Here is a 12,919-nt window from a genome sequence, read left to right as displayed (position 1 = left end):
GCGCGACGCGTCAGGCGTTTTCCTTGATGCTCTCGAGCGGCAGGTCGAGGACTTCCTCGAACTCGTTCACCGCGTCGATCTCGGTGCCCATGGCGATGTTGGTCACCCGCTCGAGGATGAACTCCATGACCACCGGCACCTGATGCTCCTTCATCAGCGCCTTGGCGCGGGTGAAGGCATCCTTGAACTCATTGGGTGAGGAGACGCGCACCGCCTTGCAGCCGAGACCCTCGGCGACCGCGACATGGTCGACGCCATAGCCGGCATTTTCGTCGGCATTGATGTTGTCGAAGGCCAGCGAGACCTCGAAGTCCATGTTGAAGCCGCGCTGGGCCTGACGGATCAGGCCGAGATAGGAGTTGTTCACGACGACATGGATGTAGGGCAGCTTGTGCTGGGCGCCGACGGCGAGCTCCTCGATGAGGAACTGGAAGTCGTAATCGCCTGAAAGCGCAACGATTTCCGCGTCCGGGTCAGCCGCGCGGACGCCGAGGGCGGCGGGCAGGGTCCAGCCGAGGGGGCCGGCCTGGCCGCAATTGATCCAGTTGCGCGGCTCGTAGACGTGCAGCATTTGCGCGCCTGCAATCTGGCTGAGGCCGATGGTCGAGACGTAGCGCGTGTGACGGCCGAACGCCTCGTTCATCTCCTCATAGACGCGCTGCGGCTTCAGCGGCACGTTGTCGAAATGCGTCTTGCGCAGCATGGTCTTCTTGCGGCCGAGGCATTCGGCGGCCCAGGCCGCGCGATCCTTCAGCGTGCCGGCCGCCTTGTATTCCTTGGCGACCTCGATGAAGAGGTCGAGCGCCGCACCGGCATCCGAGACGATGCCGAGATCCGGGCCGAAGACGCGGCCGATCTGGGTCGGCTCGATGTCGACATGGATGAACTTGCGGCCCTTGGTGTAGACGTCGACCGAGCCGGTGTGGCGGTTGGCCCAGCGGTTGCCGATGCCGAACACGAAGTCCGAGGCCAGCATGTTCGCATTGCCGTAGCGGTGCGAGGTCTGCAGGCCGCACATGCCGGCCATCAGGTCGTGATCGTCGGGAATGGTGCCCCAGCCCATCAGGGTCGGGATCACCGGAATGCCGGTAAGTTCCGCGAATTCAACGAGCTTGGCCGAAGCGTCGGCGTTGATGATGCCGCCGCCGGAGACGATGAGCGGGCGCTCCGACTCGTTCAGCATGGCGATGGCCTTCTCGGCCTGCTTGCGCGTCGCCTTGGGCTTGTAGACCTCGAGCGGGGAATAGGTGTCCTCGTCGAACTCGATTTCCGCGAGCTGGACGTCGATCGGCAGGTCGATCAGCACCGGGCCGGGACGGCCGGAACGCATGACGTGGAAGGCCTGCTGGAACACCATCGGCACCAGCGCCGGCTCGCGGACCATGACGGCCCACTTGGCGACCGGCTTGGCGATCGACTCGATGTCGACGGCCTGGAAGTCTTCCTTGTAGAGGCGGGCGCGGGGCGCCTGGCCGGTGATGCACAGGATCGGGATCGAATCGGCGGAGGCCGAATAGAGGCCGGTGATCATGTCGGTGCCGGCGGGGCCGGAGGTGCCGATGCACACGCCGATATTGCCCGCCTTGGCGCGGGTGTAGCCCTCGGCCATGTGCGAGGCGGCCTCGACGTGGCGGGCGAGGATGTGGCGCGTCTTACCGTGCGCCCGCATGGCGGAATAGAACGGGTTGATCGCGGCACCCGGAACACCGAAGGCGGTCGTCACGCCTTCCTTTTCGAGAATGCGGATCGCTGCATCGACGGCACGCATCTTGGCCATGGCACTTCCTCCTGTCGTCGTCAGCCAACCGGCATCGCCCCGCTCTGCGCAGGGCCGGCGGTGCCCGGCCGGCCGTCTCGACTGTTCAAAATCTCCGGTTTCGGCGGCCACAGGGCAGGCGAGCGGCGCAAGGGCCGTGCTGCGGAGCGGCAGGATTCTTTCCGCGCTGCGGAATGAATTTCCGAAATCGCGCAAAACATGCCACGCCCCTCTCATTTCCGCAATACGGGATATATTTCTGATTTGCGAAAAAGCGGCGGATGCGCCTTTATGATAGGGCGAGCCTGTTCGGCGCCGGTGGCATAAGGCCGGTGAGCCGCCGCCCGCCCGCCAGCCGCGCCCAGGAGATCACGCCGCGATGACCGATGCCGTCTCGACCACACGCCGCCGCGGACGGCCGCCCACCGGCGAGGCCGGGGGCGAGGTGCAGTCGCTCGACCGGGCCATCGCGCTGCTTGAAGTGCTTGCTTTGTCTGATGGATTGTCGCTGAGTGAAGTGGCGCGCGCCGCCGAGCTGCCGACTTCCACGGTGCATCGCCTGCTCACCACGCTGGAGCGGCGGGGGCTGGTGGGGCATGACGCGGCGACCGGGCACTGGGTCGTCGGCGTCGGGCTTTTCCGTATCGGCTCGGCTTACTTACGCATCCGCAAGCTGCCGGAAATCGGCCGCGTGCTGCTGCGTGAGCTCTCCCACGGGGTGAACGAGACGGTGAATCTTTCCCTGATCGACGGGGAACATCTGGTGTGCGTGGCGCAGGTGGAGAGCCACGCGGCGGTGCGCGCCTTCTTCCGGATCGGCGGTTTTCTGCCCATTCACGCCTCGGGCGGCGGCAAGGCGATTCTGGCCGCGATGAACCCGGAAGCCCGCCGCGCCTGGCTCGGGGGCGACCAGCTGCCGCGCTACACCGAGCACACCCATGTGAGCCGGCGCGCGCTCCAGGCGGACCTCGCCATCATCGCCGAGCGCGGCTTTTCCATTGACGATGAAGAACATACGCCGGGCATGCGCTGCGTCGCGGCGGCGGTGCTGGATGAATGGCGCGAGCCGGTGGGGGCGATCTCGATCTCGGCCCCGACGGTGCGGATGCCCCCCGAGCGCATCGCCGATCTCGGTGGACAGGTAAAGGAAGCCGCGCGCCGGCTCACCGCCCGCTATTCTGGGAGCTGACCGGCGGGCCGGTCACGCGACGGCGCAGGCGGCTCCATTCGTGAAGGTATAAAAACACCGCTTACAGGAATTGTGGCGGTGCTGGGCACGCCGCTACTGAGCGCCGACGCGCCCGGCTTGCTTGCATTTTTGCCTATGAGCGGACACACCGGCCTGACTGGTCACCAATGGCCAGTCAGTGCAGTCAGGTGGACGATCAGGCCGACGAGTGCAGTGAGGCCGACCGGTGTGAGCGCCTCGCCGACCCTCGGCCGCGAGCCCTTTCCCCAACCCTCGTCGCGAAAGTGTCGCCGCCAGTCCTCGCTCGGGACACAGCCCGACCGGACAAAAAAATGCCGGCGCTTGGAAGCGCCGGCACCAGTCGCCTAGGAGGAACCGAACGTCGGGAAAACCCTTCGTTCCGCTCCGGGAGGCTCTGAGGTCCATCCCGCCCGCCGCGATTTGCCGCGCAGCTTTGAACGGGACAGCCGATAGGGCTTCCGCGCCTCCACCCCGTGATCGAGGCCTCTCGCGGAAGGGGCGGGCGGCGCCAGGGCGTCGCCCGAAGGTTCTGGATCAGACCCGAGGTCCGATCACAGGGTCGCCTAAATCAGACGGCTTTGGCGTCGTGCATCGCGGAGATTTCCTCCTGCGAGTAGCCGAGATCGGCGAGCACTTCGTTGGTGTGCTGGCCGAGCAGCGGCGAGGCGGTGATCTCCACCTCGACGTCCGAGAACTTGATCGGCGAGCCGACGGTCAGGTACTTGCCGAGCTTGGGGTGATCGACCTCGACCACGGTGCCGCTCTTGCGCAGCGACGGGTCGTTGGCGATTTCCTTCATCGACAGCACCGGAGCGCAGGGGATGTCGAACTTGCGCAGGATGTCGATGGCCTCGAACTTCGTCTTGTCGGCGAGCCAGGACTCGATGAAGGCGAAGATGTCGAAGATCTTGTCCTGACGGGCTTCGGCGGTGTTGTAGGCCGGATCGTCGATCCACTCCGGCTTGCCGAGAGCCTTACAGATCGGCGCCCAGGCGTGGCCCTGAATGGTGAAGTAGATGTAAGCGTTCGGGTCGGTCTCCCAGCCCTTGCACTTCAGCACCCAGCCCGGCTGGCCGCCGCCGCCGGCATTGCCGCCGCGCGGAACCACGTCCGAGAACTCGCCATGGGGGTACTGGGGGTACTCTTCGAGATAGCCCAGCGCGTCGAGGCGCTGCTGGTCACGCAGCTTGACGCGGCAGAGGTTGAGCACCGAATCCTGCATGGACACGGCGACCTTCTGGCCCTTGCCGGTCTTCACCTTCTGGTGGAGCGCGGTCAGGATGCCGATGGCCAGGTGCATGCCGGTGTTGGAGTCGCCGAGAGCGGCGGCCGACACGGTCGGCGGGCCATCCCAGAAACCGGTGGTGGAGGCGGCACCGCCGGCGCACTGCGCGACGTTCTCGTAGACCTTCAGGTCTTCATAGGCGTGGCCTTCGGAGAAGCCCTTCACCGAGGCGAGGATCATGCCCGGGTTGAGCGACTGGATGTGCTCCCAGGTGAAGCCCATGCGGTCGAGAGCGCCGGGGCCGAAATTCTCGACCATGACGTCCGACTCCTTGATGAGCCGGGTCAGGACTTCCTTGCCCTGCGCCGTCTTGGTGTCGAGCGTCAGCGAACGCTTGTTGGAGTTCAGCATGGTGAAGTACAGCGCGTCGGCGTCCTTGACGTGACGCAGCTGCGAACGGGTGACGTCGCCGGCGCCGGGGCGCTCGACCTTGATCACGTCGGCACCGAACCAGGCCAGAAGCTGCGTGCAGGCCGGACCAGCCTGGACGTGCGTGAAATCGATGATCTTAATACCTTCGAGCGGCTTAGACATCGTGGTCGACTTCCCTTTCAGCGTTAACAGTCCGGTCGGAGGCTCACCCTGCCGCCGGATTGAGATCCCCATCCCTCTTGGATGAGGACACTTCCTTCTCCCTACGCCGCCGGCCGGGCGAACCCGTTGGCCGGAGGCAACTCCCAGGTGGTGATCGACTTCGGTTCGAGCCGGACTTGTTCTCGCTCACCCTGGCATCAGACCGCCGACCGGGCGCCTGAGCGCCGGCCGGTGGCCTGTATCCTCACCGCCACCGCCCCGAGAGGCCGCGGCAGGGAAATTCGTGTCACTCAGCCGCCAGGCGCACCGTCTCGCCGACCGCGCCGGAGGTCTTGATGCGCTCGATCTCGGCCGCATCGAGGCCGAGCACGCTCGCGAGGATCTCCTCGGTGTGCTCGCCCAGCAGCGGCGAGCGCTCGACTGCGACGTCGTTGTCCGACAGCTTGATCGGGTTGCCGACGGTCAGGTACTTGCCGCGCGTGGGGTGATCGACCTCGACCAGCGTGCCGGTCTCGTAGAGCGAGCGATCCTCCGCGATCTCCTTCATGGAGAGCACCGGGCCGCAGGGAATGTCGTACTCGTTGAGGATCTCCATCGCCTCGAACTTGGTGTGGGCCATGGTCCACGATTCGATGCGGGTGAAGATCTCGTTGAGGTGCGGCAGGCGCGCGGCCGGCGTCGCGTAGTTCGGGTCGGTCTTCCAGTCGGGCTCGTGGATGACGTCGCAGATCTTCGACCAGACCGGGGCCTGGGTGATGAAATAGATGTAGGCGTTGGGATCGGTCTCCCAGCCCTTGCAACGCAGGATGCGGCCCGGCTGGCCACCGCCCGAATCATTGCCGGCGCGCGGCACGGCGTCGCCGAAGGGGATGCCTTCGCCAAACTGGCTGTATTCGCGCAGCGGGCCGCGCTCGAGGCGCTGCTGGTCGCGCATCTTGACGCGGCAGAAGTTCAGCACGGCGTCCTGCATGGCGCAGAGCACCTTCTGGCCGCGGCCGGTCAGCGTGCGCTGGTAGAGCGCGGTGACGATGCCCAGCGCCAGGTGCAGGCCGGTGCCGGAATCGCCGATCTGCGCGGCGGTGACCAGGGGAAGCCCGTCGCGGAAGCCGGTGGTGGAGGCCGAACCGCCCGTGCACTGGGCGACGTTCTCATACACCTTGCAGTCTTCGAACGGGCCGGGGCCGAAGCCCTTGACCGAGGCGAGGATGATGCGCGGGTTCAGCTCCTGGATACGCTCCCAGGTGAAGCCCATGCGGTCCAGCGCGCCCGGCGCGAAATTCTCGACCATCACGTCGCAGATCTTCACCAACTCCTCGAGGACCTTCTTGCCCTCGGGATTCTTGGTGTCGAGCGTGATGGAGCGCTTGTTGGAGTTCAGCATCGTGAAATAGAGGCTGTCCGCATTGGGGACATCACGAAGCTGGGCGCGGGTCACGTCGCCTTCGCCGGGACGCTCGACCTTGATGACGTCCGCCCCGAACCACGCCAGAAGCTGGGTGCAGGTGGGGCCGGACTGAACGTGGGTGAAGTCAAGGATTCGGACGCCGTCCAGGGCCTTTCCCATGGCATTTCCTCTCGAAGTATTTGCCGCGGCTCTGTTTTTTTGGCCGGCCGCTTGGCAAGGTTGGAAGGTGGGCGCGGGCGGAATTTTCCCCGCCCGCGCCCGGCTGGATTACTTCTTCTTCACGACGCTCTGCGGGTTCAGGCTGCCGATGTTGCCGGACTCGCTGCCGGCCGCCGGGTCGATCACCGCGTTGATGAGGGTCGGCTTGCCGGAGTTCATCGCCTCGTCGACGGCGCGCTTCAGCTCGTCCGGGGTGGTGGCGTTCACGCCGACGCCACCGAAGGCTTCCATCATCTTGTCGTAGCGGCTGTCCTTCACGAACACCGTGGTGCCCGGATCGCGGCCGGTCGGGTCGGTGTCGAGGCCGCGATAGATGCCGTTATTGTTGAAGACGACGATGCAGACCGGCAGGTTGTAGCGGCAGATCGTCTCCACCTCCATGCCGGAGAAGCCGAAGGCCGAGTCGCCCTCGACCGCGAGCACCGGCTTGCCGGTCTCGACGGCGGCGGCGATGGCGAAGCCCATGCCGATGCCCATCACGCCCCAGGTGCCGACGTCCAGACGCTTGCGCGGCTGGTACATGTCGATGACGCCGCGGGCGAGGTCGAGCGTGTTGGCGCCCTCATTGACGAGGATCGCGTCGGGACGCTCCTTGATGACCTGCTTGAGAGCACCCAGCGCCGAGTGGAAGTCCATCGGGGTGGAGTTCTTCAGCAGGCGCTGGGACATCTTGGCGATGTTGACTTCCTTGCGGGAGTTGATCGCGTCGATCCACTCCTTGGAGGGAGCGGTCCAGCCGGACTTGATGCCGTCGAGCAGGGCGGACACCACCGAGCCGATGTCACCGACCAGCGGCGCGGCGATCTCGACGTTGGAGTCCATTTCCTTGGGCTCGATGTCGACCTGGATGAACTGCTTGGGCGCATCGCCCCAGGTCTTGCCCTTGCCGTGCGACAGCAGCCAGTTGAGGCGCGCGCCGACGAGGAGGACAACGTCGGAGTCCTTGAGGACGGTCGAGCGGGCCGCGCCGGCCGAGAGCGGATGGGTGTCGGGCAGCAGGCCCTTGGCCATCGACATCGGCAGGAAGGGGATGCCCGAGGTCTCGACGAATTCGCGGATGGTCTCGTCGGCCTGCGCGTAGGCCGCGCCCTTGCCGAGGATGATGAGCGGCTTCTTGGCGCCCTTGAGGACGTCGAGCGCGCGCTTCACCGCGTCCGGGCCCGGGATCTGCGCCGGGGCGGCGTCGATGACCTTGACCAGCGACTTGGCGCCGGCGTCGGCGTTCATCACCTGCGAGAACAGCTTGGCCGGCAGGTCGAGATAGACGCCGCCCGGACGGCCGGAGACCGCCGCGCGGATCGCGCGGGCGACGCCGATGCCGATGTCGGCGGCGTGCAGCACGCGGAAGGCCGCCTTGCAGAGCGGCTTGGCGATGGCGAGCTGGTCCATTTCCTCATAGTCGCCCTGCTGGAGGTCGACGATCTCGCGCTCCGAGGAGCCGGAGATGAGGATCATGGGGAAACAGTTGGTGGTGGCGTTCGCCAGGGCCGTCAGGCCGTTGAGGAAGCCCGGCGCCGAAACGGTGAGGCACACGCCCGGCTTCTTCGTCAGGAAGCCGGCGATGGCGGCCGCGTTGCCGGCGTTCTGCTCGTGGCGGAACGACACGACCCGGATGCCCTCGGCCTGGGCCATGCGGCCGAGGTCGGTGATCGGAATGCCGGGCACGCCGTAGATCGTCTCGATACCGTTCAGTTTCAGCGCATCAATGACGAGGTGGAAACCGTCCGTGAGCTCCTGCTCGACCTCGGTCGCCGTGTTCACGTCGATCACTTGTGCAACTGCAGACATCCCGTATTCCCTCCCAAACTTCCTCGGCGGGTTTTGCCGCCCTTAATCCAAGTCAATGTCCGATACGTCTCGTCAGTCCAGGTCAACATGGCTCTCGACGTGCCGCGCGAGGCGGAGCGTATGGTCTCGCACCAGACGCTCGGCGCGGTCCGCGTCCCGCGCCTCGAGAGCAATGATGATCTCCTGATGGTCGGCCGCCGAACGCTGCGCCCGGTCCATCTCGAAGATCGTGCGATGGCGGATGGCCCGTACATGAAAGAACAGGTTATCCGTCATCGCCGCGAGCAGTGAGGAGCCGCTCAACCGGATCAGCGCCTGATGGAACGCGATATTCGCGGAGGAATATTCGTCGCACCGGTCGCGCTCGATCCCGGACAGATCGAACTCCTTGAAATACGTCCTCAGCTCGGCGATCGCCTCATCGCTCGCGCGTTGAGTGGCGAGGCGGGCCGCCATGCTTTCCAGCGCCGCCCAGGCCTCGATCATCTCGATGATCTCGGCCTTGGAACGGCGTACCACCAGAATTCCCCGCCGGGGCACGGCGCGGAGCAGGCCTTCCTGCTCCAGCATCGCGACCGCCTCGCGGATCGGCGTCCGGCTTGCGCCGAGACGCTCGGAAATGTCCCGCTCGTCGAGCAGCACCGGCTCACTGGAGCCGTAGATGTTCATGTTGGTAATGGCTTCCTTGAGAGCGGCGTAGGCCTTGCTCTTGAAGCTCTCCTTGGCCGGCAGGCGCTCAATGGCCAAGCCATGATCGCCGCTTTGCCAGCGCTTGTTCAGAACTGCCTTGCTGCTCACGGACGCTCCTCTGCGGAGGTCTTCCGCCGGGGATTTCAAGAAATTTGGCATACCAAATACCAACGTGTCAATTGGAATCCCCCTGAAGAACGGGGTAGGGGAGCTCCTTCTTCCCAAAGGTCAGCCTCGCGCCGACCGTTGAATTACAAGGTGTTCCAAGCCGTCATCACCGAATTGCGTATGCAGTATACCACGGGTCAAAAGCGCTGGCGAGGCCGCCTGAACAGTTTGCCCCAGAGTGGATGCAAAAGTTCGCGAGGTGACGGTGGGGCGGGTGTTCCGGCCGATCAGCGGGCCGTGTGAGGGTGGGGCGTCATCCCGGGCGACGCTGGCGTTCTCAGCCCTTCACGCCGTCTTCCCCGGGCTTGACCCGGGGATCCACGTCTTCTCCCCGCATGCGCCAATCCCCGCACGCGCCAAGTCGTGGATGGCCGGGCCAAGCCCGGCCATGACGGGGCTCCTGCGGAACACGGCCACCCCGTTCCCCGGACAAGCCGGGCGCCGCCCGGCGCCGATCCGGGGTCCAGGGGAAACGCCGCCGCAGGCGGCTTTAGAGTCTTCCCGGTGCCGGCAAGCGGTCATCACGCTTCAAAGCCAAAGATTCTTTCGCTGGGTCCCGGATCGCCTTCCGCTGGCGCTTCAGGCGTCCGGGACACGAAGACCCGGCCAAGCCCGGCCATGGCGGTGTTCGGGCGGAACGGGGCCGCGGTCCCTGACGCCGTCATCCCGGACGGCCACAAGGCCGAGCCGGGATCGCGTGACGCCTCGTTCACGCGCGTCCCGTACCTCACGCGTCATCCCCGGGCTTGGCCCGGGGATCCCCGACTTGGGCCGGGCGCGGCTGTGGGAAGTCGTGGATGGCTGGGCCAAGCCCGGCCATGACGGTGTTCTCGCGGCGCAGGGCCAGCCCGTTCCCCGGACAAGCCGGGCGCAGCCCGGCGCCGATCCGGGGCCCAGGGGAGGCTCCGCCGCAGGCGGCTTTAGGGCTTTCTTGCCCTCGGCAGGCGGCCATCTATCAAGCCAAAGACTCTTTCGCTGGATCCCGGCTCGCCTTCCACTGACGCTTCAGGCGTCCGGGACACGAAGGCCGGGTCCTCTCCCTCCTTTGGCGCTCTTCAGCCCTCAGGATGGGAAGCGGCCGTGCTTTTCGACATGGGCGGCGAGGCCGAGCGTGTGCTCGCGCACCAGGCGCTCGGCGAGGTCGGCGTCGCGGGCGACGAGGGCGGCGATGATGGCGCGGTGCTCCTGCAGCGAGCGCTCGGAGCGGTTCTCCTGCCGGACCGAGACGGCGCGGATGCCGCGGATGTGGATGAACAGATTGGCGGTCATCTCGCCGATCATCTCGCAGCCGCCCAGCCGGATCACCGTCTGGTGGAAGCGTATATTGGCGTCCGAGTACTCGTTCATGTGCTCGGTCGGGGCCTCGGCCTCGAAATCGTGGAACATGTCGCGCAGGCTGGCGAGCTCGCGGTCGCTGGCGCGGCTGGCGGCGAGGCGCGCGGCCATGCTCTCCAGCGCCGCCCAGACGATGATCATGTCAATGATCTCGCGCTTGGACTTGCGCACCACGAAGATGCCCCGGCGCGGCACGGAGCGCACGAAGCCCTCCTGCTCCAGCACCGTCAGGGCCTCGCGAATCGGCGTGCGGCTGACCCCGAGATCCTGCGAGAGCTGGCGCTCGTCGAGGCGGATCTCGCTCTCCTGGCCGTAGAGGTCCATCTCGGTGATGGCCTTCTTGATGGCGTCATAGGCGAGGGTGCGCAGGCTGGTATTCGCGGCGAGCGGCGCGATGTTCAGGCGTGAATTGGGATCGGCGCTTTCCACGGGCTTCCTCTCAGTTCGGTCTCTTGTTGTTTTTGTTTCTTGCCGGACGGCTGCGTGGTGATCGGGCGGCAACAGTCTGTCGGCGTTTTCTTGATCTGTTTCTTGCTGCCCTTCTTGGCGTGGGCGATTCTCACCCTTGGGCAGGCATGTTGAGCATCATATATCATATACCGCTTGTCCATCCGACCATTGCCGGATGACGTTCCGGCGCCCCCGCGACAGAGGGGCTGGCATCTCATTACCTCCACGCGTCCCGCAGCCGACCCGCTGTCGCCGGTCGATCGCCGGCGCGTGCGCGTAACCGAGCGAGGTGACGGCGCCATGTCGACCCGCGCCGAAGAGGCCGGCGGGCCCGAAATGGGGCGCCCGCGTGCCGGCTCCGGCGTCGTCCACAGCTCTGATCGGGGAGCGCCCTGCGCGCCGGAGCGCCCGCGGAAGGCGCCGTCATCGCCCGGCAAGGCGCCGCGACGGGGCGAGGCTGGAGTCGTTCCAGCGTGGTTTCATCGGCATTTGCGAGCGCTTCCCCAAGGGAAGAATTGGCCAAGTATTCCCCTACGTCACATTCCCATAGGTCAGTCTTCGCCTGTAAAAATATCGCATGACTGGTATGCAAAATTTTGCATAATCAAAAAAAGCGGAGTATGTTCCCTACAGTCTGCTGGCGGTTGCCTCTGCGGAGGCGTTTCGGTCGGCGCGAAAACAAGAAGAACAAGATAGAACTTGCTCAACCTTACGTTTGGAAACGTTCGAGGAAAAAATGGCTATTGCCGCAACGTCATCTCAGAATAGCAGCCGCTGGCTGCAGCTTGTGTTCGGCGTCATCTGCATGTGCATGATTGCAAACATGCAGTATGGCTGGACGTTCTTCGTGAACCCGATGCAGGAGCGTCACGGCTGGGATCGCGCGGCGATCCAGGTGGCCTTCTCGATCTTCATCGTCACCGAGACCTGGCTGGTCCCGATCGAGGGCTGGTTCGTCGACAAGTACGGCCCGCGCGTCGTCGTGCTGTTCGGCGGCCTCATGTGCGGCATCGCCTGGCTGATCAATTCCTACGCCGACTCGCTGACCCTGCTCTATGTCGCGGCTGCCATTGGCGGCATCGGCGCCGGCGCGGTTTACGGCACCTGCGTGGGCAACTCGCTGAAGTGGTTCCCGGATCGTCGCGGCCTTGCCGCCGGCATCACCGCCGCCGGCTTCGGCGCCGGCTCGGCGCTGACCGTCATCCCGATCCAGAACATGATCAAGAATCAGGGCTACGAGGCCGCGTTCTTCTACTTCGGCATCGGCCAGGGCATCATCATCCTCTTCCTCGGCCTGTTCCTGGTCGCGCCGAAGAAGGAGCAGATCGCCGTCTTCGCCGCGAATGTCGCCAAGACCGTGAAGCAGAGCGCCCGTGACTTCTCCCCCAAGGAGATGCTCACCACCCCGCTGTTCTGGGTCATGTACGCCATGTTCGTCATGATGGCGGCCGGCGGCCTGATGGCCACCGCCCAGCTCGGCCCGATCGCCAAGGACTTCCAGATCGCCGACGTTCCGGTGACGCTGCTCGGCCTCACCCTGCCGGCGCTCACCTTCGCCGCCGCCATCGACCGCGTGCTGAACGGCCTCACCCGTCCGTTCTTCGGCTGGGTGTCCGACCAGATTGGCCGTGAGAACACCATGTTCGTGGCCTTCGCCATCGAGGGCGTCGGCATCTACGCGCTCTCCGTGTTCGGCTCGAACCCGGTCCTGTTCGTGATCCTGACCGGCCTCGTCTTCTTCGCCTGGGGCGAGATCTACTCGCTGTTCCCGGCGATGTGCGGCGACGCCTTCGGCTCGAAGTTCGCCACCACCAATGCGGGCATGCTCTACACCGCCAAGGGCACCGCGGCGCTGATCGTGCCGTTCACCAGCATCATCACCACGATGACCGGCAGCTGGCACGCGGTGTTCGTCGCCGCGGCGGCGCTCAACATCATCGCCGCCGTCATGGCGCTGGTGATCCTGAAGCCGCTCTCGGCCGCCCATCGTCGCCGCGTCACGGCGCACAATGCCAGCACGAGTGCCGTCCCCGCCGAGTGAGGCGCGACGCCTTCCATCATCGCCTTCGCAAGGGCCCG

Annotated in this window: 8 protein-coding genes; 2 read left to right on the top strand and 6 right to left on the bottom strand. The window is 65.7% G+C overall.

The window, feature by feature from the left end; all coding sequences use genetic code 11:
• Positions 1-10: 10 nt before the first annotated feature.
• Positions 11-1,777, bottom strand: coding sequence for a glyoxylate carboligase (gcl, locus tag AncyloWKF20_RS12545; protein ID WP_279314385.1), 1,767 nt, complete (start codon positions 1,775-1,777; stop codon positions 11-13).
• 358 nt (positions 1,778-2,135) lie between these two features.
• Here gcl and AncyloWKF20_RS12540 point away from each other — a divergent pair, with 358 nt between their 5' ends.
• A complete protein-coding gene (locus AncyloWKF20_RS12540; RefSeq protein ID WP_279314384.1) occupies positions 2,136-2,945 on the top strand; it encodes an IclR family transcriptional regulator in 810 nt (269 codons plus the stop codon).
• 589 nt (positions 2,946-3,534) lie between these two features.
• On the opposite strand, the gene frc (AncyloWKF20_RS12535) is transcribed toward AncyloWKF20_RS12540, so the two are convergent.
• The 5 genes from frc (AncyloWKF20_RS12535) to AncyloWKF20_RS12515 form a co-directional block, all read right to left on the bottom strand.
• On the bottom strand, positions 3,535-4,785 hold the full coding sequence (frc, locus tag AncyloWKF20_RS12535; protein ID WP_267585105.1) for a formyl-CoA transferase: 1,251 nt from the start codon (positions 4,783-4,785) through the stop codon (positions 3,535-3,537).
• Positions 4,786-5,071: 286 nt separating this feature from the next.
• Positions 5,072-6,349: a formyl-CoA transferase gene (gene frc / locus AncyloWKF20_RS12530; protein WP_279314382.1), complete on the bottom strand. Its 1,278-nt coding sequence runs from the start codon at positions 6,347-6,349 to the stop codon at positions 5,072-5,074.
• Positions 6,350-6,457: 108 nt separating this feature from the next.
• Entirely contained in the window at positions 6,458-8,197 is a 1,740-nt protein-coding gene (gene oxc / locus AncyloWKF20_RS12525; protein ID WP_279314381.1) for an oxalyl-CoA decarboxylase, read from the bottom strand.
• 72 nt (positions 8,198-8,269) lie between these two features.
• Positions 8,270-8,995 (bottom strand): GntR family transcriptional regulator, encoded by a 726-nt coding sequence (locus tag AncyloWKF20_RS12520; protein ID WP_267585108.1) that lies wholly within the window; start codon positions 8,993-8,995, stop codon positions 8,270-8,272.
• Between the two features lie 1,122 nt (positions 8,996-10,117).
• Positions 10,118-10,819 (bottom strand): GntR family transcriptional regulator, encoded by a 702-nt coding sequence (locus AncyloWKF20_RS12515; protein ID WP_279314380.1) that lies wholly within the window; start codon positions 10,817-10,819, stop codon positions 10,118-10,120.
• 757 nt (positions 10,820-11,576) lie between these two features.
• On the opposite strand from AncyloWKF20_RS12515, the gene oxlT reads away from it, so the two are divergent.
• Positions 11,577-12,881, top strand: coding sequence for an oxalate/formate MFS antiporter (gene oxlT, locus AncyloWKF20_RS12510; protein ID WP_279314379.1), 1,305 nt, complete (start codon positions 11,577-11,579; stop codon positions 12,879-12,881).
• Positions 12,882-12,919 lie beyond the last annotated feature (38 nt).

It is taken from the genome of Ancylobacter sp. WKF20 (genome assembly GCF_029760895.1).
In the GTDB taxonomy this organism is placed as follows: Bacteria; Pseudomonadota; Alphaproteobacteria; order Rhizobiales; family Xanthobacteraceae; genus Ancylobacter.
Note: the sequence above shows the minus strand (reverse complement) of the source record. Positions and strands in the feature narration are given on the sequence as shown.

Excerpts from the sequence above, each read along its gene's own strand:
- oxlT (WP_279314379.1), top strand. The coding sequence starts at position 11,577 with ATGGCTATTGCCGCAACGTCATCTCAGAATAGCAGCCGCTGGCTGCAG.
- frc (WP_267585105.1), bottom strand. The coding sequence starts at position 4,785 with ATGTCTAAGCCGCTCGAAGGTATTAAGATCATCGATTTCACGCACGTC.
- AncyloWKF20_RS12540 (WP_279314384.1), top strand. The coding sequence starts at position 2,136 with ATGACCGATGCCGTCTCGACCACACGCCGCCGCGGACGGCCGCCCACC.
- oxc (WP_279314381.1), bottom strand. The coding sequence starts at position 8,197 with ATGTCTGCAGTTGCACAAGTGATCGACGTGAACACGGCGACCGAGGTC.
- frc (WP_279314382.1), bottom strand. The coding sequence starts at position 6,349 with ATGGGAAAGGCCCTGGACGGCGTCCGAATCCTTGACTTCACCCACGTT.
- gcl (WP_279314385.1), bottom strand. The coding sequence starts at position 1,777 with ATGGCCAAGATGCGTGCCGTCGATGCAGCGATCCGCATTCTCGAAAAG.